The organism is Niveispirillum sp. BGYR6, assembly GCF_027568365.1.
Classification (GTDB): Bacteria; Pseudomonadota; Alphaproteobacteria; order Azospirillales; family Azospirillaceae; genus Niveispirillum.
Genome location: NZ_JANLNL010000004.1, coordinates 177,627 through 201,131, shown reverse-complemented (window position 1 = coordinate 201,131; position 23,505 = coordinate 177,627). Strand labels below are relative to the sequence as shown.

Below are 23,505 nucleotides of genomic sequence, written 5' to 3'. Positions count from 1 at the left end.
CTTCTTGCTGTTGCGATGGTCGGGCTCGGCACTGTCCAGATCGTGGCGGTCAGCGGCATTGATAACCGGGTCGGCACCGTCTTGGGTACGGTGCTGCAAGATGAAAGCGCCATGAACGGCTTTCTGGTCCGCCTGCCACAGCAGCGCAAGGCGCTTTACCATCTGGTGGCCCTGGCAGCCACGGACATGGGGCCGGAGAAGGTGGCGGCACAGAAGCGACAGGCCCTGGCCCTGACCGATGCGCTGGAACGCGATCTGCCGGTGTTGCGGGAGGTGATCCTGCATAATGGACTGGCTGATCTGGTTGATCCCTTCGCGGCGGCCGCGAAGAAATATGTCAACAAAAGCCGCGACCTGACCGATGTTATCGACGGTGATGTTTCCACCACCTTGGCCTTCATGGGCGGGCTGGAACGCGCCGCCGCCACCCTGGAAGAGATGGTCGGCAAGCTTCAGGCCGCCCAGGCCACCCGGATTGGCACGGATGAACAGGCGGTCAACCGGTCCATCCTGCTGACCTATGCCATGACCGGCGGCACCATCCTGGCCCTGATCATTGCCGTCCTGGCCGTCAATCAATTCATCACCGGCCGCATCGCCCGGCCGCTGATCGATCTGGCGAATGTCACCCGGCGGCTGATTGCCGGGGAGAACGGATTGCAGGTGGACAGCCGGCTCAGCACCCGAGTGGATGAGATCGGCCGACTGTCACAGGCACTGGCCGTGCTGGTGGGCCATGAGCAGGAACGGCGGCAACTGCAAGCCCGCCAAGAAGCCGCCGCCCAGGCGGAACGGGAGCGTGCCGCCCGGTTGGACCGCCTGTCTGCTGCCTTTGATGCCGACGCCACCGCCTCTCTGCAGGAAACCCTGTCGGCGGTGCAGGAACTGCGCGCCACGGCGGGCGACATGGAAAAGGTGGCGGATGACACCCGCGCCGCCGTCAGCAATATGGCCGATGCCATCGCCAGCGCCAGCCGTCAGGTGGGGCATGTGGCCGGGGCGACCGACCAACTGTCCGCCAGCATCCGGGAGATCGGCGACCGTGTGGATCATTCCGCCAGCCTGGCTGAACAGGCAGTACAGGATGCCGGCCGCACCGACCATCTGATACAGGGGCTGGCGGGGGCGGCAGACAAGATCGGCACCGTGGTGCAGCTGATCAGCGAGATTGCCAGCCAGACCAACCTGCTGGCGCTGAATGCCACCATCGAGGCCGCCCGTGCCGGAGAGGCCGGCAAGGGCTTTGCCGTGGTGGCGGGCGAGGTGAAGGCCCTGGCCCGTCAGACCGCAGAGGCAACCGGGGAAATCGCCACCCAGGTGGGTGACATCCAGCAGGTCACCAAGGATACCGTGGCGGCTTTGAGCGCCATCGCCGGGCGGATCGGCGATATCCGCGCCGCCGGCATGGCCATCGCGGGGGCCGTGAAACAACAGGCCCAGATGACGCATGAAATTGTCGACAGCGTGCAGCATACCAGCGACAGCACCCGCCAGGTGGCGGATCGGGTGGATAATGTGCTGCAGGGGGCCAATGCCACCAAGGCAGCCTCCCGTCAGGTGATTGAGGCCTCCGGCAGGCTCAGCCAGCGTTCAGATGCGCTGGATGGGCAAATCCGGGGCTTCCTCTCCCAGGTTCGCGCCTGATCCGGCGGCCCTTCCTTCCGCGACAAGGCGCAAAACCAAACCCCGGCAGCAGGCGCCCAGTATCATCAAAATTTAACCTGAGTTTATCAACCGACGGCTCTAGCTTCGCACCAGCGAAATGCAAGGAAGGTCTTACCGGCGACATGGTTCCCGGCAAGACCTTCCCTCAAGGAGACTCTGGAATGTCGTCGTTGAATACGCGGGGCGTGCCGGCCCGCGCTGGCCTGATCGTGCGCCTGCTGGGCTGTGTCAGCATCGTGGCCCTGTCGGCCCCGTTTGCCGCATATGCCGCTGAGGCACCGACGACATCCGAACCGGCGATGGAAGAAATCACCGTCACCGGGATGCGTCTGGCCGACAAGAAGGCCCTGCAGATGAAGCAGAAGGCCGGCAACATCATCGAAGCCATCGTCGCCGATGATGTGGGCAAGCTGCCCGACCAGAATGTGGCAGAGGCAGTAAAGCGCCTTCCCGGCATCTCTGTGGCCAATGACCAGGGTGAGGGCCGTTATGTCATCATCCGGGGCACCAGCCCCAATCTGGCCAATGTGACGCTGAACAACCAGACGACCGCCGCCCCGGAGCCGGACGCAAGGCAGGTCAAGCTGGATGATATTCCGTCCGCCATGATCGGGTCGGTGGAGGTGATCAAAAGCCTGACCCCCGATCTGGACGCCAATGCCATTGCCGGCCAGATCAATATCAACACGGTCAGCGCCTTTGATCGCAACAAGTTCTTCGCCACCGCCCGCGGCAGCGTCGGCCATTATGAACTGAATGAGAAGCGCCCGGTCGGCGTGGATGCCACCATCGGCGATGTCTTTGGCGAGAACCGCCAATATGGTCTGGTCCTGTCCGCCAATTACGACCAGCGGCCGATCCGGTCGGAGAACCTGCAGGGTTCCAGCAACTGGAACACCATCGGCGGCTACGCGGTGCCGGACGATTTCCGCCCCCGCGAATATAACCTGACCCGCAAGCGGCTGGGCACGGTGGCCAATTTCGACTGGAATGTCAGCGACAGCACCCGGCTTTATCTGCGCACCGCCTATGATGAGTTCAAGGACAGCGAAACCCGCGACCAGTTCCGGGTGGAGATCCCCACCGCCATCACCAACCAGACAGCCACCAGCGGCAGCTTCAAGGCGCGCGGCACCCGCTATGTCCGCAAGCGGGAAGAGGATGACAATACCGTCACAGCCAATCTGGGCGGCAAGTTCGAACTGGCGGTTGGCACGCTGGATCTGGACGCCACCTATACCCGCGCGGTGAAGAAAGACCCGCTGCGCAGCGAGTGGCAGTTCCGCACCGGCAGCAACGCCTTCTCTGCCACCTATGACCTGACGGACACGATCTATCAGGTCACGCCGGCCGATGCCGCCTATAACCCCGCCCTCTACAGCGCCCGCAGCGTCAGCTATGACCATCGCAAGGCGGAGGAGAATCTCTATCAGGCCCGCGCTGATTATAAGCTGCCGGTGGATCTGGGGGATGAGAGCTTCGTCAAGGTCGGCGCCAAATATCTGTCGCGGCACAAGGCGAATGACCGCGACTATGCCACCTATGATGCGTCGGGCTTCACCCTGGCATCCGCCGTGGTGGGGGCCGGGCGCGGTACTTTCGGCGGTCGCTTCCCCATGGATCCGCGCGTCAGCTACGATGATGCGGAAGCCTATGTCGCCAGCCATGCCGGCACGCTGAAATATAATCTCTCCGGTTCGCTGGCCAATGCCTTGGCCAATGATTACCGGGTGACGGAGGATATCAGCGCCGGCTATGTCATGGCGTCGCTGAACTGGGACCGGCTGACCCTGATCCCCGGCGTGCGTGTCGAACATACGTCGGGTGATTTCAAGGCCAAGGTCATCGCCCCCACCTCCACCGTCAATCAGGATTACAATTCCTTTGGCGGCAAGAGCTATACGGACTGGTTCCCCGGCATCAATGCCCAGTTCGACCTGATGCAAGGGGTGGTGCTGCGCGGGGCGGTGACCACGGCCATCGGCCGGCCCAACTATGCCGATCTGCCGCCCTACATCACCATTGATACCGGTGCCGCCACGGTGGCCCGTGGCAATCCGGATCTGGAGCCGTTGAAATCCACCAACTATGATCTGGCCGCCGAATATTACCTGCCCAGCCAGGGTATTCTGTCGGTGGGGCTGTTCCGTAAGGATATCGACAACCCGATCTATAACGAGGCCGTCACTGTCACCAATGGCAATTTCGGCGGCATCAGCTTAGCGAAAGCCCTGGTGACCACGCCGCGCAATGCCGCATCCGGCATGGTGGAGGGCATTGAACTCAATGCCAGCACCCAGGCGACCTTCCTGCCATCCCCATTCGATGGGTTCGGGGTGTCCGGCAACCTGACCCTGACTCACAGCGAGGCGTCGGGCGTGTTCGGTCGCACCGGCAAGGTGCCGATGTTCAACCAGTCCAAGCGCGTGGCCTCCGCACAGCTCTATTATGAGAAGGACGGCTTCCTGGCCCGCGTCGCCTATTCCTACCGCTCGGCCTATCTGGATACGGTGGGCACCAGCCGCGATACCGATATTTATACTGCCAGCAACGGCCAGCTGGATGCCCGCATCGCCTATGATGTCAGCAGCCATTTCCAGGTCTATCTGGAAGGGGCGAACCTGACCGATGCCCATTGGCAGCGTTATATCGGCACCTCCAACAAGCTGGTGGAAACGGAACGCTACGGCGCTGCCTTCAAGACCGGCTTCCAGTACAAGTACTGAGCGTCATAAGGCCCCGCCGGTTTCGGCGGGGCCTTTGCGATGGGGCATGATCATGCGCAAGATCATTGGATTGCTGCTGACCACCGGCCTGTTGGCCACCATGACGGCCGGCGCAGCAGAGCTGCCGACGCAACCGCCGGGGATGGTGCTGGAAAAGGTGGCGATGTTCATGCGCCATGGGGTCCGGCCACCGACCAAGGAACCAGCAGAAGGGCTGGCCGACCAGACCTGGCCCGCCTGGTCCGTCCCTTACGGGAATCTGACCGAACGGGGGGCCAAGGGCGTTACGCTGCTGGGCCGCTTTGATCGGCAATTCTATGCCGCCCGTGGTCTGTTCCCTGCCGAGGGCTGTCCCGCCCCTGGTCAGCTGGTGGCACAGGCCAGCGCCAAGGAACGGGCCATTCGCACGGCAAAAAGCCTGCTGGATGGTTTCGCACCGGGTTGTGCCGCTGATGTCAGCCATCCGCAGCGGGAAGAGGAAGACAGCGTCTTCCACCCGCTGGCCCATGGTGGCGCCAAGCTGGACCCCGCCAAGGCGACAGCCGCCGCCGCTGAGGGGCTGCCGGCGGGGGGATTGCAGGCGGAGATGGCGCAGTATAAGGCGGAATTTGCGATCCTGCAGCGCGCCCTGGGCACACAGAGCCCGAAATGGTGCGCCAAGAAGAAGCAGCCCGACGGCTGCAAGATCACCGACCTGCCCACCAAGCTGGAAACGGATGAGGAAGAGGGGCGGCCCGATGCCGGCGGCGCCTTTGCGCTGGCCTCCACCACCAGCCAGACCTTCCTGCTGGAATATCTGGAAGGTAAGCCGATGGCAGAAGTGGGCTGGGGACGCATCAGCCGCGACGATATCGAGGCCATGCTGCGTTTTCACCCCGTGAAGTTCAAATATGAGAATCGTCCGCCCTATATTGCCGACCGGGCAGCCGCCCCGATCATGGGCCAGATCGTCAATGCCTTGAAGGCGGGCCCGGCCAAGCTGTTCCTGATGGCCGGTCACGACACCAATATCGCCGATATCGCCGGGATGCTGGACCTGCATTGGCGGATTGACAGCTATCCGGCGGACGATACCCCGCCGGGTGGCGGCATCGGCTTTGAACAGCTGCGCGATCAGGCGGGGCAGCGTTACATCCGCGCCTTCTATCGCGCCCAGACCATGGATCAACTGCGGGAACTGCGGCCCCTGGACCTGAAGGCGGAACCCGCGGTTGTCACCTATATGGCGCTGCCCGGCTGCGCCAAGGGTGCCGACCGGACAATCTGCACGGCCAGCGATTTCTTTGCCCTGGTGGAAGGGAAGATCAAGGCCGCCGCCCTGCCCTAACCTCCGATCTGAAAAGATCAATAAAGGCCGGCGGATCACCCCGCCGGCCTTTATTCATCCCCAGCGACGCAACCGTTCCGCCAATTGGCTGAACGTCCAGTCCTGGCGGGAGGAAGTCTCTATCACGCTTTCCAGCCCGGTCGGGCGCTTGACAGCCGGACGATCCGCGACAGTGCTTGTCTGCGCCGTCTGCGCTTGGGCCTGTGTATCGGCATCAAGCAAAGCAGGGGCGGGACGCTCCGCCTCCACCGGGCTGAAGGCGGGATTGTTCGTCACCTTCATGCCGCTCATATCGATCACGGAGCCGGCCAGGGTGTAGGTTCTGCCATCAAGCTGCATCTTGAAGGTGCCCGTCGCCTCACCGGACGCCAGCAGGTCGGCGGTCTTGCCTTCCGACTCCTCCAGCTTGGCCTTGAGATAGTCCTTGGCCCCCAGATGGGCATGGGCCTTGGTGAAAGCCTCAGCCTCAGCGCGAGCCTTTTCCAGGGCTTCAGCGGTCTTCACTTTGGGCCGGGTCGATTTGCCCAATGAAAGCAGGTCATTCCCGCCGCCCGCCTGCGATGCCGATCCGATGGTCGTCACGTGTAGCTCCTCCGCATGTTTCCCTAAAATAGACATGCAAAGGACGGACCAAAAAGCTGGGCATATTTTGCCTATACCCACAAAATATCAATCAGTTAGTGGCATGGTACTGACGGGAGAATTACGACACCCAGAGCATCGCTTCTCCAACAACCTTCCACGTCCCATCGGGTTGACGCTTTAGATAAGTAACATTTCCCCTACCCAGAAGCATACCGGCAGAAAAACTCTCCACCAATACGGCTTCGTTGCCATCCTTGCTGATAACCGGCAGGGAAATTCCCAATATCGCAGATTTAAATAGAGCCCCGCTTGATGAACTACCTGAATTTACAGCATCTTCGCCATAACGGATGCCTTTGCTATCAAGAAGCTTACGCACATTGGCGCAGTGCTTGATCGCGCTGGCACCGCCACTGGCCCGCAAGCTGGAAATTAATTCATCCGACGGCCCCGCGATCGGCTTAGGTTCTGCCCCCTTAGCCCCCATGTCTCGCCATTCCAGGCGGCCATCCTCCCGCGGTCCGTCCTGATCGTCTTCAGAGAAAACGACGGGTCCACCATTTTGGACAACAGGGAAGGACAGCAGATAGCTCTCCGCCAAGGCACAGCCGAGAGAAGGCTGCGCAGCCGGTACATTTTCTGCTGCCGCCGCCGAAAACCCCGACAGCAGCAGAACGGACAAAGCCAACAAGCTGCGCAGCCTCATCCTTACCCCGCCTTGCGACCGCCCGGCAGATAGGAGACCTCGGCCCCGCGGCCCGGATCGAAATCCGTCAGCGGGATCGGGTATTCGCCGGTGAAGCAGGCGTCGCAATATTGCGGCAGGTCGCCATCGCGCTTGGCATGGTTCAGCGACTTGTACAGCCCGTCCAGGCTGATGAAGGCCAGGCTATCGGCCTTGATGTAATCGCGCATTTCTTCCACCGACATGCGGTGAGCCAGCAGCTTTTCCTTCTCCGGCGTGTCGATGCCGTAGAAGCAGCTATGGCTGGTCGGCGGGCTGGAAATGCGCATATGCACTTCCTTGGCGCCGGCATCGCGCATCATTTCCACGATTTTCAGCGAGGTGGTGCCGCGCACGATGCTGTCATCCACCAGCACGATGCGCTTGCCCTGGATGAAATGCCGGTTGGCATTATGCTTCAGCTTCACGCCCAGACGGCGGATCTTGTCCGTCGGCTGGATGAAGGTGCGGCCGACATAATGGTTGCGGATGATGCCCAGATCGAACGGCACGCCGCTCTGCTCCGCATAGCCCAGGGCGGCCGGCACGCCTGAATCCGGCACCGGGATGATCAGGTCGGCATCAACATGGCTTTCAATGGCCAGCTGCGCGCCGATCTTCTTGCGCACGCCGTACACGGAATGGCCTTCCATGTAGCTGTCGGGGCGGGCGAAATAGATATATTCGAAAATGCAGAACTTGGACGGCACCTGCTGGAAGGGACGCAGGCTCTGCACCCCGTCCTTATCCAGCACCACCATTTCGCCCGGCTCAATATCGCGGACATAATCGGCCCCGATAATGTCCAGCGCTACGGTTTCCGAGGCCAGCACATGCACATCGCCCAGGCGACCCAGCACCAGCGGGCGCACGCCGTGCGGGTCGCGCACGCCGATCACAATATCCTTGGCCATGCAGACCAGGGAATAGGCGCCCTCGATCTGGCGCAGCGCTTCCACCAGCCGGTCGATGACATTGCCGCCACGGGCCGTCGCCATCAGATGGATGATGGTTTCGGTATCAGAGGTGGACTGGAACAGGCAGCCCCGGCGCACCAGCTGGCGGCGCAGCTGCATGGCATTGGTCAGGTTGCCATTATGGGCCAGCGCGAAGCCGCCAAACTCAAACTCCGCAAACAGCGGCTGCACATTGCGCAAAGACCGTTCGCCGGTGGTGGCATAGCGGACATGGCCGATGGCCTGCGAACCGGTCAGGTTGCGCATGACTGTTTCGCTGCCGAAAATGTCACCCACCTGCCCCAGCGCCCGATGGTGCGGGAAATCCTGCCCGTCAAAGCTGACGATGCCCGCCGCTTCCTGGCCGCGATGCTGCAGGGCGTGCAGGCCCAGCGCCACCAGTGCCGCCGCATCCTGCGGACCGAACACACCGAAGACGCCGCATTCCTCACGCAGCTTGTCATCGTCGAAGGGATGGGTCGTAAGCATGGGCGGATAGCCTTTCACGCTGAAGCCGAAGGTCGGTGGCAACAAAGTCGAAAGCGGCAGCGCATCCCTAACGGGATGTGCCACCGGGCGGTGGTTCCTGATCGGTATTCTTGATCAATTGGTCGAGACGTCCGAGCGCCTCGCCGTTATAGCCGTTATCGCCGGCGGGCGCAGCCGCGTTCCCTGCAGAGGCGGGTAGCGGATTGGCAAGGCGTTCCAGGGTGCGCCTGGCCTCCTCCGCCTCCTGCACACGCTGACGCACGCGCTCTGCCTCCCGCTGGGCGGGGGTCAGATCGGCGTTGGGCAGCAGATCGCGCAGCATGTCGGCCCCAACCGCCAGGAAGGGGCGGGACTTGGCATCGCGCAGCCAAGCCGGCTGATCGGGCCAGAGCCAGAGGGCAAACATATAGACAAGGCTGACCAGCACCGCCCCGCGCACCACACCAAAGGCAAAGCCCAGCGACCGGTCGATGGCCGACAGGCTGCTTTCCTGCACCCGGCCGGAAACCGCATGGGTCACCATGGAAAACAGGATCAGCGACAGGGTGAAGATGGCCAGGATGGTGACGCCGTCGGCCAGATACTGGGTATCGATACGCTGGCGGACAAAGGGGGTAAGGATGGGGAAGAAATAGATGGTGGCAAACGCCGCCCCCACCCAGGCCGCCACCGACAGCACTTCGCGTACGAATCCGCGTGCAAACGCCATCAGGGCGGAAATGCCCAGCACGGCGATGACAGCAATATCGACGGGGTTCAACCCGCTGGCGTCCATCCACTTCCCCTAAAATCAATCCCGCCCGCGCGGTGGGCGCGGCGGCGCATCGGCCTGGAACAAGGGCAACAGGTCGGACAGGTGGTCCAGTTCCACCCGGCGCAGCCCATCCGCCGCCGCTCCCGTACCACCACGCGACCGGCGCGGCTGGGGCATGATGGCGCGGTTGAAGCCCAGTTTGGTGGCCTCTTTCAAACGCTGATCGGTCTGGCTGACGGCACGGATTTCGCCGGACAGGCCGATTTCCCCGAACACCACGGCATCGGCCGGCACCGGCTCGCCCGTCAGACTGCTGACCAGGGCCGCCGCCACCGCCAGATCGGCCGCCGGCTCGCTGATTTTCAGCCCGCCCGCGACGCTGAGATAGACATCATTGGCACCGATGGCCACACCGCAGCGCGCCTCCAGCACCGCCAGCACCATGGCCAGCCGGGAACTGTCCCAGCCCACCACGGCCCGGCGCGGCGTGCCCAGCGGGGATGGCGCCACCAGGGCCTGCACCTCCACCAGCACCGGCCGCGTGCCTTCCAGCCCCGCGAACACCGCTGTTCCCGTTATATCGCGGCGACGGTCGGCCAGAAACAGCTCTGAAGGATTGGGTACTTCGACCAGCCCATCCTCGCTCATTTCGAACACGCCGATTTCATCGGTGGGGCCGAAGCGGTTCTTCACCGCACGCAGGATGCGGAACTGGTGCCCCCGCTCCCCTTCGAAATAGAGGACGGTATCGACCATATGTTCCAGCACGCGGGGGCCGGCAATCTGGCCATCCTTGGTAACATGGCCAACGATCAACAGAGTGATGCCGCGCTTCTTGGCCACGCGGATCAGTTCCGACGCGCAGGCGCGCACCTGGGCCACGGTGCCGGGCGCGCTGTCCAGCGTGTCAATATACATGGTCTGGATCGAATCGATCACCGCCACCTGCGGGCCGTCGGCCGCCTCCAGGCTGGCCACGATATCGCGGACATTGTTGGCCGCCGCCAGCGCCACCGGGGCATTGACCAGCCCCAGCCGGGCGGCGCGCATCCGCACCTGATCCACCGCCTCTTCGCCGGAGATATAGGCGCAGCGGGTTTCCTGGGCCAGGCAGCAGGTGACCTGCAGCAGCAGGGTGGATTTGCCGATACCGGGATCACCGCCCACCAGCAGGGCCGAGCCATTGACCAGCCCGCCGCCGCAGACCCGGTCGAATTCCTGGATCTGAGTCATGCGGCGCGGCGCATCCTTGGACACGCCGGACAGGGCGACGAATTCGATCTTGCGGCCCTGGCCCTTGCCCAGCCCCTTGGGCACGGACTCGCTGGCCTGTTCCTCGACCAGCGTGTTCCATTCCCCGCAGGCGTCACACTTGCCCGACCATTTCGGGTAAGCGGCCCCGCAATTCTGGCAGACATATCGGCTGGTGGTGCGGGCCAAGGTTTTCTCAAAGGCTCCCGGGTGGAACGGCGCCTCGTATATAGCGGTTTCCTCAGCCCTTTCGCAGCCCCTCATAACACAATTGCAACATGCGCGGGGCGTGGGGTAACGGCGGTAAGCAGGATGAAAGCCATGGGTGCGAAAATTGCTGTTCGGTTCCGCTGCCGCAATCGCCCTGAGGGATCTGGTGGAAATAGGTCAGATTTTTATGGTTGCCGTGACGATGAAACATCCCTTGGTGCTGGGCAGCCCGGCAAATCCGCCTCCCCCCTGACGGCCAGATGGCGCAGCTTGTCGGGGTTGCGGGTAACGTAAACCGCCGCGATGCCATCGCCATCCAGCAGCAGGGCGATGGTCTGCAAGGTACCGTCCGGGTGGCGATAAAGGAAACCCGGCAGCCCGTCGATCAACCCACGATACAGCACAACCGGCTGCGCAAAGCCGTTCTTGGCGGCGATACCGGCGAAGAAGCGGGCCACCTTGTCCCCGCCCTGCACCGGGTTCAGGGCTGCCCGCGCCCGGCCGCCGCCATCGCTGTACAGCACCGCATCGGCGGCCAGCAGGCCGCGCAGCCCCGCCAGATCGCCGCCATGGGCGGCAGCCAGAAAGGCATCGGCCATATCCTGCCCGCGTGCCGCCGGCACGGGAAAGCGTGGCTTGGCCGCCCGCACATGGGTGCGGGCCCGGACGGCCAGCTGGCGGCAGGCGGCGGGGTCACGCTCCAGCACCTCCGCCACCGCCTCAAACGGCTGGCCGAACACGTCATGCAGCAGGAAGGCCGCCCGTTCCAGGGGTGACAGCCGTTCCAGCGCCAGCATCAGGGCCAGGGTCAGCTGCTCCCCCTCCTCCACTGCATCCACAGGTTCGATGCTGGGGTCCGGCAGCCAGGGGCCGATATAGGTTTCGCGCCGGGTGCTGGCCGCCTTCAACTGGTCCAGGCAAAGCCGTGTCAGCAGCCGCACCAGATAGGCATCGCCATCGCGCACGGCCGCATGGTCGGCCCCGGCCCAGCGCAACCAGGCCTCCTGCACCATATCCTCAGCCTCAGCCACGGAGCCCAGCATCCGATAGGCGATGCGGGTCAGCCGTGGCCGCAGCCGGTTGAAGGTGGCCAGCACGTCCCCGCTCACATCCGCCCCTCCTTGGGATGCACCAGCCGGAAGCCGACGCCGAACCGGTTCCAGGCATTGATGGTGGCGATCAGCAGGGTCAGGTTCACCTGTTCCTCCGGGCTGAACTGGGCTTGCAGCAGGGCATAATCGGCATCGGGCGCGCCGGTCCCGGCCAGATCGGTCAGCGCCTCCGTCCAGGCCAGGGCGGCCCGTTCACGGTCGCTATAAAGCGGCGATTCCCGCCAGGCGTCCAGCAGGTAAAGCCGCGCCTCTGTCTCCCCCAGGGCACGGGCGTCACGGGTATGCATGTTGATGCAATAGGCACAGCGGTTGATCTGGGAGGCGCGGGTCTTCACCAGCTCCACCAGGGTCGGGTCCAGCCCCAGATCGGCAATCTTGCCCTCCAGCTCATACATCGCCTTCATGGCGGCGGGGGCGGCGGCCTGGGGGTTGAGACGGGCTTTCATCATGGCTCTCCGGTTCATGGCCCCGGCAACAGATGCCGGGGCCTTCACCGATCAGGACGAGATGGCCATCGCCCCTGTGACAGGTCGGGCAAAATATTTTCAGCGCGGGTCGGTGATGCGCATGGAAGGGCGCTGATCCACCGCCGCAAACCATGTCGCCAGCGCCGGGCAGCCCGCCCGCCAATCCAGTCCCGCATGGCGGAAATCCAGGTAATCCAGCGCACAGGCCAGGGAGATGGCGCCCAGATCGAACAGGGCAGGCGGCCCCATCGCCTCCAGAACCGGCAGGCTGCGCCGGATCGCCGCCAACTGCCGTTCCACCCAGCCGGGGGAGCGTTCGCCCGCCGGGCGGCGGCCTTCGATCACCGCGGCAAAGGCCGCATCCATCAGCCCCTGGGCCAGCGCGCTGCGCCGCAGCGCCTGCCAGCGTTCCGGCCCGTCGGGCGCCAGCAGGCGCGGGCCGGGCAGCACGGCATCCAGATAATCGGCGATGGCCCAGCTTTCGCCCAGGGCCCAGCCCTCATCCGTCACCAGGGCCGGCACCTTGCCGGCGGGTACCGCCGCGTGCAGGTCGGCCGGATCGCTCCACGGATCAATCAAGATCAGTTCCACCAGCCCCCCGGCCCGCTTTTCCGCGATCAGCACCCGCACCTTGCGGGCATAGGGGGAAGTTTGGGCGGCATAGAGCTTCATCACGCACACTCCTTCCGTTGCAGCAAAATCAAGCCGGCCAGGGCCAAGCCGCCGGCCAGCAGCAGGACCGCGGCCCCCAGTGCGAACAAAGGCAGATAGGCCCCGGTGGTGGCGAACAACGCCGTCATCCCATAGCCGCCGGCGGCCTGGAACAGGGCGAACAGCAGCGTCATCCGCCCCCACAGTGCCGTATGGCCCGCCGGCCCCGCCAGCAGCCCCGCCACGCCAGAGGCCAGCGCCACGCTGCCGGGCGTCAAGGCCCCCACCAGAAAGGCCGACAGGGCGAGCGCGGCGGGGCTGGTGGTCAACAGCGGCAGGCCCACCGCCGCCGCCTTCACCAGCAGCGCGCCCGTCAGGGCCAGGGGAAAGCCGGTGCGCCGCGCCACCCGTGCCGCCAGCAGCGGCCCCAGCACGGCCCCCAGCCCCAGAATGGTCCAGTAAAACCCGCCCGCTTTCAGCCCCCAGCCCAGCCCGCGCGCCACGAAATCCGACAGGAACAAAGTATGCGGCACAAAACCCATGCCATCCGCGCCATAGGCCAGCGCAAACAGCAGCACGGGCGCCAGCCCCCTGCCGCCCGTCGTCGCCCCCGCCACGGCATGGGGGGTGGCCAGCGGGGCCGGCTGCCACTGGCGCCAGGACAGGGCCGCCAGCCCCGCCCCCAACAGCCCCAGCAGCGCCCATGCCAGCGCCACTCCACCGGCGGCCAGCAGCGGCAGAACCGCGCCGGCCAGGATGATGCCAAACCCCATGCCGGAAAAGACCAGGCCGGCCAGCATCGGCCTGCTGTCCGCCGGCACCCGCGCCATCAACAAGGGGGCCGGCAGGATCATCAGCACGGCCCCCGTCACCCCCGCCAGGAAGCGCCAGCAGCCCAGCCAGACCATGCCGCCATTCCAGCCACAGGCCCCCAGCGACAGCACGATCAGCCCCAGGGCGGCGCGCAGCACGGCGGCCGCGCCAAAGCGCCGCCCCAGCCCGGCCGCCGCCAGCGCGCCCAGCAGATATCCCGCCAGATTGAACGCCCCCAGCAAGGCCGCCTGTGTGGCGCTGAGCCAGCCCTCCGCCACCATGGCCGGCAGCAGCGGCGTATAGGCGAAGCGCCCCAGCCCGACGCCCAGCAGCGTCGCCATCAACCCGGCCGCTGCCGGTTGCCAGCCTTTCCAGTTTGATCCCACCATCCGGCCCTTCCTTCCAGAGCCCATCTTTCCCCAGACTTGACATCAGAAAAAATGAAATGTCAGGATAAATGAAATCGCTATTTTTGATGGATTAATGCCATGGACAGCACCGATCTGGCCTTCTTCGCGGCGGTGGTGGATGAGGGCGGGGTGACGGCCGCCGCGCGGCGACTGAATTGCGTGCAATCCAACGTCACCGCCCGCATCCGCGCGCTGGAAGCCACGTTGGGCGTGCAACTGTTCCGCCGCAACGGGCGCGGCGTGGTGCCGACCCAGGCGGCAGAGGTTCTGCTGCCCCATGCCCGGCAGGTGGCCGATGCGCTGCGTGCCGCCCGCGCCAGCCTGGATGATCTGCTGAATCCCGACCAGCCGGCGGGGCGGTTGCTGATCGGCAGCATGGAAACCGTGGCCGCCGTGCGCCTGCCGCCAGTGCTGGCCGCCTATCACCGGGATTTTCCGGCGGTGGAGCTGGGGCTGCGCACCGGGGCCAGCCGGCCCTTGTTGATGGAATTGCTGGCTGGCCAGTTGGATGCCGCCCTGGTCGGCGGCCCGGTCGACCACCCCGCCCTGGTGGTGGCCGATCTGGGGGTTGAACGGATGATGGCGGTGACGGCGGCCGGTGCCGACTGGCATTCCCTGCTGGCCCGGCCGCAGGCCGCGGTGCTGTGCTTTCGCAGCGGCTGCGCCTATCGGGAGCGGTTGGAGGGGCTGCTGGCCCATCTGGGTGCCAGCCAGGTCAGGATGCAGGAATTCGGCACGCTGGAAGGCATCATCGGTGGCGTCTCCGCCGGAATCGGCCTGTCGCTGCTGCCGGAAGCCGCGGTGGAGCGGTCCCCTCTGCGCCCGCTGCTGGCGCTGCATCCGGTGCCGGAGCCCTGGGCCACGGCACCGACGCAACTGGTCTACCGCCGCGATGCGCTGGTCACGGCGGCCCTGCGCCGCTTCATCGATTATGCCCGGTTGGGCTGGGCAACAATTACCAGGCAATAATTACCAGACCATCTCCACCGGTGGACGGTAGAGCGCCTGTTCAAACAGGCCATTGACCACCCCTTGCAACTGCGCCTGCGCCGCCGCCGGCTCCTCTGATGGTACCGACACGCGGGTCAGGGCGGCGACGTGAAAGCCGCCATTGCGCAGGTTTTTCAGGGTGATGCGAGCCTCGTCCGCCCGTGACGGATGAATGGCCGCCACGGTCGCCCTGCCCTGCGGCGGCCGGACAATGAATAAACCGAAATCCGGCACGGCCGGCACCCCCTATTGAACTTCCCCGCCCCCGGGAAAGCAAAAGGGGTGCCAGCAGAATGCCGATATCAAGCCAGCAACTGGCGGGCTTGTTCGCTATCCAGGGCGATCTGTGCCTTCAGCGCGTCCAGCCCGGCGAATTTCTGTTCCCCGCGCAGGAAATGCAGCAGGCGGACACGCAGATGCTTGCCATAAAGATCATCGGCAAAATCGAACAGGTGCACTTCCAGCCGTTCATCCGTACCATTCACCGTCGGCCGGCTGCCCAGATTGGCCACGCCTTTGTGCCAGACCGTCTCCGGCCCCTGATCCACACCTGCCTCCACGGCATAGACGCCGAAGCGCGGGCGCAGGATATCGCCCAGCAACAGGTTGGCGGTGGGAAAGCCGATGGTGCGGCCGCGCTTGTCGCCATGTTCCACCCGCCCCTCAATCTCCCAGGCATGGCCCAGAATGGCCTGGGCCGCCGCCACATCGCCGGCCTGCAGATGCTGGCGCACGCGGGTGGAGGAATAGATCGTGCCATCGGCGGCAGAGACGGGGTGCACCTCCGTCACCTTGAAACCGTGCCAGCCGCCGGCTTCGCGCAGGAAGCCGATATCGCCGCCCCGATCATGGCCAAAGACGAAATCATGCCCGGCCACCACATGGCGCACACCCAACCCCTCCACCAGCACCTGCCGCACGAAAGTATCGGCGGAAAGCTGGGAGAAGGGCCGGTCGAAATGCAGGGCCAGCAGGAAATCCAGCCCCATTGCCTCCACCAGCCGCGCCTTGATGCGCAGCGGCGTCAGCCGGAACGGGGGATCGTTGGGGCGGAACAGGCTGCGCGGGTGCGGTTCGAACGTCACCACGCCCGCCGGCACGCCCAGCGCACGCGCCGCCGCCTGGGCCTGTTCGATCACGGCACGATGGCCGCGATGCACCCCATCGAAATTACCCAAGGCCACAGCACCACCGCGCAGGGCGGCGGGCAGATCGGCAGTATGGCGGAAAAGCTGCATTGGCCCGCGGGTCCAGTTTCAGGTTCCATCAAGCATATAGTCGGGAACCAGCCCCCGGGTCCAGCCCCAGCCGTCGCGGGGCTGGACCGTGGTCGGGACAGAACGGGCAAGTCGCCCCACAGGGAAGCAGCATGACTAAAAATGGAAAAATTCAAGAAAATTAACGTAAAAATGTGTAATCATCAGATATATTAGGACAACCATCGACGCAAAAATACATATTTACGATTTGATCGTAATCATTTTTCATAGAAAGAATATGAAATTTCATTCCATTTTTAAGAGTTTCTGATTTATTTTTTATTATCCAGCCCGGTAAAATCGTATTTACTGTTTTTCTCTCTAGATACGAGATATTGTTATTACCAGATACATGGCTCGGGAAGATAAAGGGATCATCGAAATATAATCCCCTCCCAGCGACGGCCGGAAAATCACTTTCGAAACGATACACGCCCAATATTTCATCCCATATGCTGGAGACATGGGGGTCGGCCGTGCGCGCCGCAATATTTAACCAATATGGCGCACTCTGGCGAAGGGGTGTACTATAAGATAAGGCAGCGTATGCATAAATGCGAACTACAGCTTGACCATATCCTTTCCTGGAAAGATCAAACAACATTTTTGTATCCGGCACTTCCTGTAATATAGCTACTTTATACTGCGCTAGTGGACTACCTAGTGCGGCTGCCTGGCGATAAGCAGCCATCTGTTTTTCAGTATCGTTTGTTGCCTCCGCCTCCTTCAGAAAGCGCGCTGCGGCAGGGGGCTCAGGTAACGCGGGAAGAGGGCCCTCTGGCAGATAAAGCACAGCGTTTATCTGGGCCGAGATATCCGCGTCCTCCGACGCTGGAGGCGTCCCTTCCGCACCCCTTGCCAGAAGAACCAGCCCCGCCACCCCCAGAACCCGAATGAAAGCGGATTTCATTTCCCCACCCCATAAAGCGAAACTGGGGCAAGTTTCCCATCAAGATAATCCGCTTTCAACAGTCGGATATACCCCCAGCCGTTGGGCTTACCCCGGCCGGCCGGGCACCATCACCATCGCTTCGCCTTCGATCACCACATGATCGGCCACCGTGCAGATGGTGGACAGCAGGGCGCGGCGCTTTTCCGGCACCAGTTCCTGCACGGTCACCGTGGTGGTCACCGTCTCCCCGATGCGCACGGGTGCGCGGAACCGCAATGTCTGGGACATATAAATACAGCCCGGCCCCGGCAGGCGGGTGCCCAGCACGGTGGTGATGAAACAGGCCGACAGCATCCCATGGGCGATGCGGCCGCCGAACGGGGTCTGCTTGGCATACTCCTCGTTCAGGTGCATCGGGTTGGTATCGCCGGAAATGCCGGCGAACATCACGATATCGGTTTCGGTGATGGTGCGGGCATAGACACCCTTCATCCCGACATAGAGGTCTTCCAGATAAAAACCGGTCAGATCGGCCGGGTCCAGCCCGGTGCGCCGGTGCATCGCCACATCATCCATCGATCATCCCTCAATCTTGCAAGCCCTTGATGCCCCAACGTTGCTGGCGCCAAACCATTTGGCGACATATCCTAATGGGCGAAGGGCGATGCTGCATCGCAGCTTTGACAGGTGGACGATACCCCGACACCATGGGGCGGTCAAATCACGCACACAAGGAAGGGCCTTTATGACGCAGGCGGGCGGTTGGCAGCATGAGAAACGGAACCGGCCCGACGGCGCCTTTTTGCGCCTGTCGCGCTGGCAGACCGCCAGCGCCGACGCTGCCCCCACCCTGCTGCTGCTGACCGGGCGCAGCGAATGTGTGGAGAAATACGCAGAAGTGGCGGGCGATATGGCGGCCCAGGGCTTCCGCGTGGTGGCCATGGACTGGCGCGGCCAGGGCGGTTCCGCCCGGCCGCTGGCCAACCCGCTGAAGGGCCATATCGACCGGTTCGACACCTATCTGGATGATCTGGACGCCAGCCTGCCCCATCTGCTGGGCGATACCGGCACGGGGCCGGTGCTGGCCCTGGCCCATTCCATGGGCGGGCATCTGCTGCTGCGCTATGTCGCCGAACGGGCACATCCCTTCACCGCCGTGATGCTGAGCGCACCCATGCTGGGCATCCGCACCAGCCCCCTGCCCATGCCGCTGGCCCGACTGCTGGCCAGCACCATGGTGACCTTAGGCCGGGGGGGCGATTACGCGCCGGGCCAGCGGGACTGGTACGCCGCCGACCCCGCCTTTGACGGCAATCCACTGACCTCTGATCCGGTGCGGTTTCTGGTGGGCCATCGCTGCTATGCCGCCCAGCCCGATCTGGCGCTGGGCGGGGCCACCTGGGGCTGGCTGGATGCCGCTTTCCGTTCCATGGCGCATCTGCGGCGGCCGGACATGTTGGGGCAGGTAAGGATACCCGTGCTGCTGCTGTCCGGTCTGGCCGACCGAATCGTGCAGCCGGACAGTCATGTCCAGGCCGCCCGCCTGCTGCCGGATTGCCGTTTCCGACAATATCCGACGGCCCGGCATGAACTGTTGATGGAAAGCGATGCCATCCGCGCTGAAGTGATGGCGGAAATTGCAGATTTCGCCAGAGCATTCGTTTTCAATGCCGAATAACCAGCAAACCATCCATTGCCGGATGGGCCGGTTGCCCTTACCATGATCTAATACCTTTGCAGTAGATCAGACGAGGTATCGCATTGAAAGGATGGCTGGTTCTTCTGTATCTGACCGTATTGCTGACCCCTCTGGGGTCAGCCAGGGGGGATGCAGGAACGGTACAGCTGGCTACCTTGAACTGGCCCCCTTTCAGCGGCTACATACCGGAAGGTGGTTCCACCGCCAAGGTGATTGCCACGGCTTTCAGCACACAGAACATCACCTTGCAGAGCCTGACAATGCCTTGGAAACGCGCCATATCGCTAGCGATGGAGGGGGGCAGGGTGGCCGGCTTCTACCCATCCTCCCCGGCGGAATGCGCGGGCGCAGGCGGACAGCTCTCCACGCTCTCTATCGGGCGGTATCAGTTCGCCCTGGCCCAGCTGGAGAAAAGGCCCTTCACCTGGGAGCAGCCCGATGATCTGACCCGGCTGCGCATCGGCATCGTCGATGGCTACGATAATGGGCCGGTGATTGATGGGCTGCGGCGGCAGGGGCGTCTGATCACCGACGCCGCCCAGAATGATCTGCTGAACCTGCGCAAGCTTCAGGCCGGCCGCATTGACGCCGCCGTGGTAGAAATCACCCAGTTCGCCGTCTTGGAGCCAATGCTGAACCGGACAACGCTAACGGGCATGTCACAGCTCAGCTTGAATCCCCGCCCGCTGGGCCCGCCGGCCCTGCTCCATGTCTGCTTCAACCACAGCCCCGCCGGTCAAGCGGCACGGCAAGCGCTGGATCAGGGGCTGGTCGGCCTGGATGTGCTGGCCCTGCAAGCCGCCTATCTGGCACGCCATGCGCCGGAAGTGCACCCGATAAACTGAAAGGGGGGCCGAACAGCCCCCCTTCAGCGCCTCACAACACCGTCAACATGCTGGCCACCAGCGGGTGGCGCACAATGTCCATTTCCGCCAGCCGGACCACGGCGATACCCTCCACCGGTTCCAGGCGGCGGGCGATGTCGGACAGACCAGACAGGCCATCCAGCAGGTCCGACTGATCGGGGTCACCCGTCAGCACCATGGTGGAATGCCAGCCCAGACGGGTCAGCAGCATCTTGATCTGGGCATAGGTGCAGTTCTGCGCCTCATCGATGACGATGAAGGCATTATTCAGCGTGCGGCCGCGCATATAGCCGACCGGCGCGATCTCGATGGAACCATCGGCCATCATCGCCTTCAGCCGCTTGGCCCCCAGCCGGTCCGACAGCGCGTCATAGAGCGGGCGCAGGAAGGGGGCCATCTTCTCATTCAGGTCGCCTGGCAGATAGCCCAGGCTCTCCCCGGCCTCAATCGCCGGGCGGGACAGGATGATGCGATCGATGGAGCCCTTTTCCAGCGCCGCCACGGCAGAGGAAATGGCCAGATAGGTCTTGCCCGTGCCCGCCGGCCCCAGTGCCAGGGTCAGGTTATTATCGGCGATGGCCTGCATCAGCAGGGCCTGGCCGGGGCTCATCGGCTTGACGGTTCTGACGTAACTCTGTTCCCGCCTCTCCTCCCCTAACGGATCCCAGCCGGCGCGGCCAGGGTAGAGCGTATGGACCTTGGCATCATGGGTGCTGGAAGAGGACTTCGGCGGCGGGCGCTTGGCCATGGATGTCTCCTCACATTCGGCTAAGGAACCAGATGGTGGGATGAACTGCAACGGAACGGCACCGGCCCCGATAACGGGCAACAAAAAACCGCACCCTCGGTAAGAGGCGTGCGGTGCATGAAAGCCGGTGTCGGGAGGGAAGGTGCCGATCGGTCACACGGCGGGTCAACGGGGGTGGCGCATGATGATGCGCTGCGGCACACAGGTGCGGGATCTCGCATGGGAGCCAACAGACGGTTCCATCCCCCAGATTGAACCAACCATGCTAAGATATCCCAAGAGCAGCCGTGCGTCACCAGCCATTGCGGCTGTCATCCAAGTTTAACACCAGATATTGCCGCCCCCTTTCGGCTTACCCCCGCATCCCGAGTCGGGCTTGCTGCGGGCGCGAAAGGGGTGGAAGAACAGCCGGAGCCGAAATGCCGTTCCCGACCAGCCGTTCCAAACCGTCCGCCCCCCGCACCGGTGCCGCCGTCGCCGCCACCGATGCGGAATCCGGCACGGAAGGGGCCGACCGTGCCGAGGATTTGCGCAAGTCCTTGTACGCCTTGAAGGTCATGCATGAACGCGGCCTGCTGCCGACCGAGCAGTATGAAGCGGAGGTGGCGCGGCTGAAGGGTGACCCCACCTGACCTTTCGGGGCATTCCATGGGGATGTGCCGGCACCGACCAATAGATGTTGTGGAAGGGCCGGTGCTTGTCGCAAAATCTACGGATGAAATGCTTGACGCCGTTTGCCAAACCGGCTTGAACGACGCGGTTGACGGGGCCGAATCAGCGGTGATTGCGTACGGACATATGCGGTCATGCGGATCGGCCAGGGCTTGGCCTGACAGGTGGGGTTATAATCGGCAATGAGTACGCAGGTCGCCTATCGGGACGCGCCCTTCCAGTTGCGCGGCAGCACCTTCACCATGATGGTGCTGAAGGTCAGTGATCCCCGCAATCCCAATTTCTTTCCCGTCCTGTCGGGCAAGATCGCTCAGGCGCCGAATTTCTTCCGCCACGCCCCGGTGGTACTGGACCTGGATGATCTGCCGGCGGGTGTGCCGTTCGATTTCGAAAGCTTCATCAAGCTGTTGCGCAATCTGGGCCTGATCGCGGTCGGGCTGCAGGGGGGCACCAAGGAACAGCAGGATGCGGCCCTTGCCGTGGGTCTGGCGCTGCTGCAGGCGCCGCGCGGCAAGGTGGAGATGTTTGACCCGCTGGCCGGCACCGGCCGCAGCCCGGCGCAGGGGCTGGCCAATGTGCAGGCCCAGGCCCAGCCACCGGCTCACGCCCCCGCCCCTGCTGCACCGGTGATGCCCGAACCGCCGCCACCGCCACGCGCCTCCATGCTGGTGACGGAACCGATCCGGTCGGGGCGGCAGATTTACGCCGCCGGCTGTGACCTTATCGTGGTCGGCCCGGTCAGCCCCGGTGCCGAATTGCTGGCCGATGGCAGCATCCATGTCTACGGCACGCTGCGCGGCCGGGCGCTGGCCGGCGTGTCGGGCGACCAGAATGCGCGCATCTTCTGCCAGAGTCTGGAGGCGGAGCTGGTCTCCATCGCCGGGCTCTATCGGGTGTCGGAGGATATGGACAAGGATATCCGCCGCCGGCAGGTGCAGATCTATCTGAATAATGGTTTCTTGCATATCGACCCGGTTTCCGCCTGAATTGGCCTTTACCGGTTCTTAATCTTACAGCAACCTCTGACCTTGGGAGACGCCTCTTGGCCAAGATCATTACGATGACCTCCGGCAAGGGCGGCGTAGGCAAGACGACGTCGAGCGCCGCCGTCGGCACCGGTCTTGCCCTTCGCGGTTTCAAAACCTGCATCATCGATTTCGATGTGGGCTTGCGCAATCTGGACCTGATCATGGGATGCGAACGCCGCGTGGTGTTCGATTTCATCAATGTGATCAATGGGGAAGCACGCCTGAACCAGGCGCTGATCAAGGATAAGCGGGTGGAAAACCTGTATATCCTGCCCACCAGCCAGACCCGCGACAAGGATGCGCTGACCCTGGAAGGGGTGGGCAAGATCCTGGATGAGTTGAAGAAGGAATTCGACTACATCATCTGCGACAGCCCGGCCGGCATCGAAAAGGGTGCCCTGATGGCGCTCTACTGGGCGGATCATGCCATCATTGTCACCAACCCCGAAGTCTCCTCCGTGCGCGACAGCGACCGTATCCTGGGCGTGATCCAGGCCAAGTCGCGCCGCGCCGAACAGGGGCTGGAACCGGTGCAGGAACATCTGCTGGTCACCCGCTATGATGTGGAGCGGGTGGAGAAGGGCGAGATGCTGAAGGTGGATGATGTGCTGGAAATCCTGGCCATCCCGCTGCTGGGCATCATCCCGGAAAGCCCGGCCGTGCTGAAGGCGTCGAATGTCGGTATGCCGGTGGTGCTGGATGATAAATCCAACGCCGGCCAGGCCTATGCCGATGCCGTCGGCCGTTTTCTGGGCGAGAAGATCGAGCATCGCTTCATCAAGCCCGAGAAAAAGGGCCTGCTCGACCGGTTGCTGCGGAGGACGGCATGAACTTACTCGACATCTTCAAACGATCCAAGCCGCCCACGATCGCCGCCCAGGCCAAGGAACGGCTGCAGATCGTGCTGGCCCATGAACGGTCGGATCGCAACAGCCCGGATTTTCTGCCCGCCCTGCAGCAGGAACTGCTGGCTGTCATCAAGAAGTATGTCAGCGTGGACGAAGATAAGGTGGCCGTGAAGCTGGAGCGTGAAAGCGGCTGCTCCATGCTGGAAGTGAATGTGGAACTGCCAAGCCCCGCCGCCCGTGCCGCAGCAGCGGCGGCAGCGGCGGCCAAGGGCAAACCGGCCCCGGCCAACTGACCGGGCCGGGCCGGGGGGTGCGGCATCGTGCCGACGATGCCCGCCGGTTCCCCACCCTTGGTGGGACAGG

The 23,505-nt window shown here is 63.7% G+C and carries 24 protein-coding genes; 10 read left to right on the top strand and 14 right to left on the bottom strand.

The features are described 5' to 3' along the window. The first annotated feature begins 15 nt into the window (after positions 1-15). The 3 genes from PCJ49_RS11490 to PCJ49_RS11480 all read left to right on the top strand — a co-directional run bounded on the left by PCJ49_RS11490 (position 16) and on the right by PCJ49_RS11480 (position 5,718). Positions 16-1,644, top strand: a complete 1,629-nt coding sequence (locus PCJ49_RS11490; protein WP_269911054.1) for a methyl-accepting chemotaxis protein — start codon at positions 16-18, stop codon at positions 1,642-1,644. A 182-nt stretch (positions 1,645-1,826) separates the two neighbouring features. Beyond that, on the top strand, positions 1,827-4,391 hold the full coding sequence (locus PCJ49_RS11485; RefSeq protein ID WP_269911053.1) for a TonB-dependent receptor: 2,565 nt from the start codon (positions 1,827-1,829) through the stop codon (positions 4,389-4,391). Positions 4,392-4,443: 52 nt separating this feature from the next. After that, entirely contained in the window at positions 4,444-5,718 is a 1,275-nt protein-coding gene (locus tag PCJ49_RS11480; RefSeq protein ID WP_269911052.1) for a histidine-type phosphatase, read from the top strand. A 54-nt stretch (positions 5,719-5,772) separates the two neighbouring features. Here PCJ49_RS11480 and PCJ49_RS11475 read toward each other — a convergent pair whose 3' ends face one another. The 9 genes from PCJ49_RS11475 to PCJ49_RS11435 all read right to left on the bottom strand — a co-directional run bounded on the left by PCJ49_RS11475 (position 5,773) and on the right by PCJ49_RS11435 (position 14,119). Then, the gene (locus PCJ49_RS11475) at positions 5,773-6,300 is read right to left on the bottom strand and encodes a hypothetical protein (RefSeq protein ID WP_269911051.1); all 528 of its coding nucleotides are present in this window, start codon (positions 6,298-6,300) and stop codon (positions 5,773-5,775) included. Between the two features lie 121 nt (positions 6,301-6,421). Further along, entirely contained in the window at positions 6,422-7,009 is a 588-nt protein-coding gene (locus PCJ49_RS11470; protein WP_269911050.1) for a hypothetical protein, read from the bottom strand. Between the two features lie 2 nt (positions 7,010-7,011). Next, positions 7,012-8,472: an amidophosphoribosyltransferase gene (gene purF / locus PCJ49_RS11465; RefSeq protein ID WP_269911049.1), complete on the bottom strand. Its 1,461-nt coding sequence runs from the start codon at positions 8,470-8,472 to the stop codon at positions 7,012-7,014. A gap of 67 nt (positions 8,473-8,539) precedes the next feature. Next, a complete protein-coding gene (locus PCJ49_RS11460) occupies positions 8,540-9,247 on the bottom strand; it encodes a CvpA family protein (protein ID WP_269911048.1) in 708 nt (235 codons plus the stop codon). 15 nt (positions 9,248-9,262) lie between these two features. After that, positions 9,263-10,666: a DNA repair protein RadA gene (radA, locus tag PCJ49_RS11455; protein ID WP_269911047.1), complete on the bottom strand. Its 1,404-nt coding sequence runs from the start codon at positions 10,664-10,666 to the stop codon at positions 9,263-9,265. A 206-nt stretch (positions 10,667-10,872) separates the two neighbouring features. Beyond that, on the bottom strand, positions 10,873-11,796 hold the full coding sequence (locus PCJ49_RS11450) for a sigma-70 family RNA polymerase sigma factor (RefSeq protein WP_269911046.1): 924 nt from the start codon (positions 11,794-11,796) through the stop codon (positions 10,873-10,875). Further along, positions 11,793-12,248, bottom strand: coding sequence for a carboxymuconolactone decarboxylase family protein (locus PCJ49_RS11445; protein ID WP_269911045.1), 456 nt, complete (start codon positions 12,246-12,248; stop codon positions 11,793-11,795). Before PCJ49_RS11445 ends, PCJ49_RS11450 begins: the two co-directional genes overlap by 4 nt. Positions 12,249-12,344: 96 nt before the next feature. Then, the gene (locus PCJ49_RS11440) at positions 12,345-12,938 is read right to left on the bottom strand and encodes a glutathione S-transferase N-terminal domain-containing protein (RefSeq protein WP_269911044.1); all 594 of its coding nucleotides are present in this window, start codon (positions 12,936-12,938) and stop codon (positions 12,345-12,347) included. Next, complete coding sequence (locus tag PCJ49_RS11435) at positions 12,938-14,119, bottom strand: YbfB/YjiJ family MFS transporter (RefSeq protein ID WP_269911043.1); 1,182 nt, start codon at positions 14,117-14,119, stop codon at positions 12,938-12,940. The genes PCJ49_RS11440 and PCJ49_RS11435 overlap by 1 nt, the downstream gene beginning before the upstream one ends. A 99-nt stretch (positions 14,120-14,218) precedes the next feature. On the opposite strand from PCJ49_RS11435, the gene PCJ49_RS11430 reads away from it, so the two are divergent. Further along, the gene (locus PCJ49_RS11430) at positions 14,219-15,109 is read left to right on the top strand and encodes a LysR family transcriptional regulator (protein ID WP_269911042.1); all 891 of its coding nucleotides are present in this window, start codon (positions 14,219-14,221) and stop codon (positions 15,107-15,109) included. Here PCJ49_RS11430 and PCJ49_RS11425 read toward each other — a convergent pair whose 3' ends face one another. From PCJ49_RS11425 to PCJ49_RS11410, 4 genes are all read right to left on the bottom strand, one after another. Then, positions 15,110-15,364, bottom strand: coding sequence for a hypothetical protein (locus tag PCJ49_RS11425; RefSeq protein ID WP_269911041.1), 255 nt, complete (start codon positions 15,362-15,364; stop codon positions 15,110-15,112). A 68-nt stretch (positions 15,365-15,432) separates the two neighbouring features. Continuing rightward, positions 15,433-16,368 (bottom strand): bifunctional riboflavin kinase/FAD synthetase, encoded by a 936-nt coding sequence (locus PCJ49_RS11420; RefSeq protein WP_269911040.1) that lies wholly within the window; start codon positions 16,366-16,368, stop codon positions 15,433-15,435. 160 nt (positions 16,369-16,528) lie between these two features. Next, entirely contained in the window at positions 16,529-17,299 is a 771-nt protein-coding gene (locus tag PCJ49_RS11415) for a hypothetical protein (protein ID WP_269911039.1), read from the bottom strand. 87 nt (positions 17,300-17,386) lie between these two features. Continuing rightward, positions 17,387-17,857, bottom strand: a complete 471-nt coding sequence (locus PCJ49_RS11410) for a MaoC family dehydratase (RefSeq protein ID WP_244559466.1) — start codon at positions 17,855-17,857, stop codon at positions 17,387-17,389. A gap of 169 nt (positions 17,858-18,026) precedes the next feature. On the opposite strand from PCJ49_RS11410, the gene PCJ49_RS11405 reads away from it, so the two are divergent. Together PCJ49_RS11405 and PCJ49_RS11400 are read left to right on the top strand one after the other, a co-directional pair. Beyond that, the gene (locus PCJ49_RS11405; protein ID WP_269911038.1) at positions 18,027-18,959 is read left to right on the top strand and encodes an alpha/beta hydrolase; all 933 of its coding nucleotides are present in this window, start codon (positions 18,027-18,029) and stop codon (positions 18,957-18,959) included. Positions 18,960-19,135: 176 nt separating this feature from the next. Beyond that, complete coding sequence (locus tag PCJ49_RS11400) at positions 19,136-19,825, top strand: hypothetical protein (protein WP_269911037.1); 690 nt, start codon at positions 19,136-19,138, stop codon at positions 19,823-19,825. A gap of 31 nt (positions 19,826-19,856) precedes the next feature. Here the strand turns inward: PCJ49_RS11400 and PCJ49_RS11395 are convergent, their stop codons facing one another. Next, positions 19,857-20,594 (bottom strand): PhoH family protein, encoded by a 738-nt coding sequence (locus tag PCJ49_RS11395; protein ID WP_269911036.1) that lies wholly within the window; start codon positions 20,592-20,594, stop codon positions 19,857-19,859. Between the two features lie 419 nt (positions 20,595-21,013). On the opposite strand from PCJ49_RS11395, the gene PCJ49_RS11390 reads away from it, so the two are divergent. The 4 genes from PCJ49_RS11390 to minE all read left to right on the top strand — a co-directional run bounded on the left by PCJ49_RS11390 (position 21,014) and on the right by minE (position 23,435). After that, entirely contained in the window at positions 21,014-21,226 is a 213-nt protein-coding gene (locus PCJ49_RS11390) for a hypothetical protein (RefSeq protein WP_269911035.1), read from the top strand. A gap of 222 nt (positions 21,227-21,448) precedes the next feature. After that, positions 21,449-22,252 carry a septum site-determining protein MinC gene (gene minC, locus PCJ49_RS11385; protein WP_269911034.1) on the top strand — a complete coding sequence of 268 codons (804 nt, stop codon included), beginning with the start codon at positions 21,449-21,451 and terminating at the stop codon, positions 22,250-22,252. Positions 22,253-22,308: 56 nt separating this feature from the next. Continuing rightward, the gene (gene minD, locus PCJ49_RS11380; protein WP_269911033.1) at positions 22,309-23,124 is read left to right on the top strand and encodes a septum site-determining protein MinD; all 816 of its coding nucleotides are present in this window, start codon (positions 22,309-22,311) and stop codon (positions 23,122-23,124) included. Continuing rightward, a complete protein-coding gene (gene minE, locus PCJ49_RS11375; protein ID WP_089287619.1) occupies positions 23,121-23,435 on the top strand; it encodes a cell division topological specificity factor MinE in 315 nt (104 codons plus the stop codon). The genes minD and minE overlap by 4 nt, the downstream gene beginning before the upstream one ends. Positions 23,436-23,505: the final 70 nt, after the last annotated feature.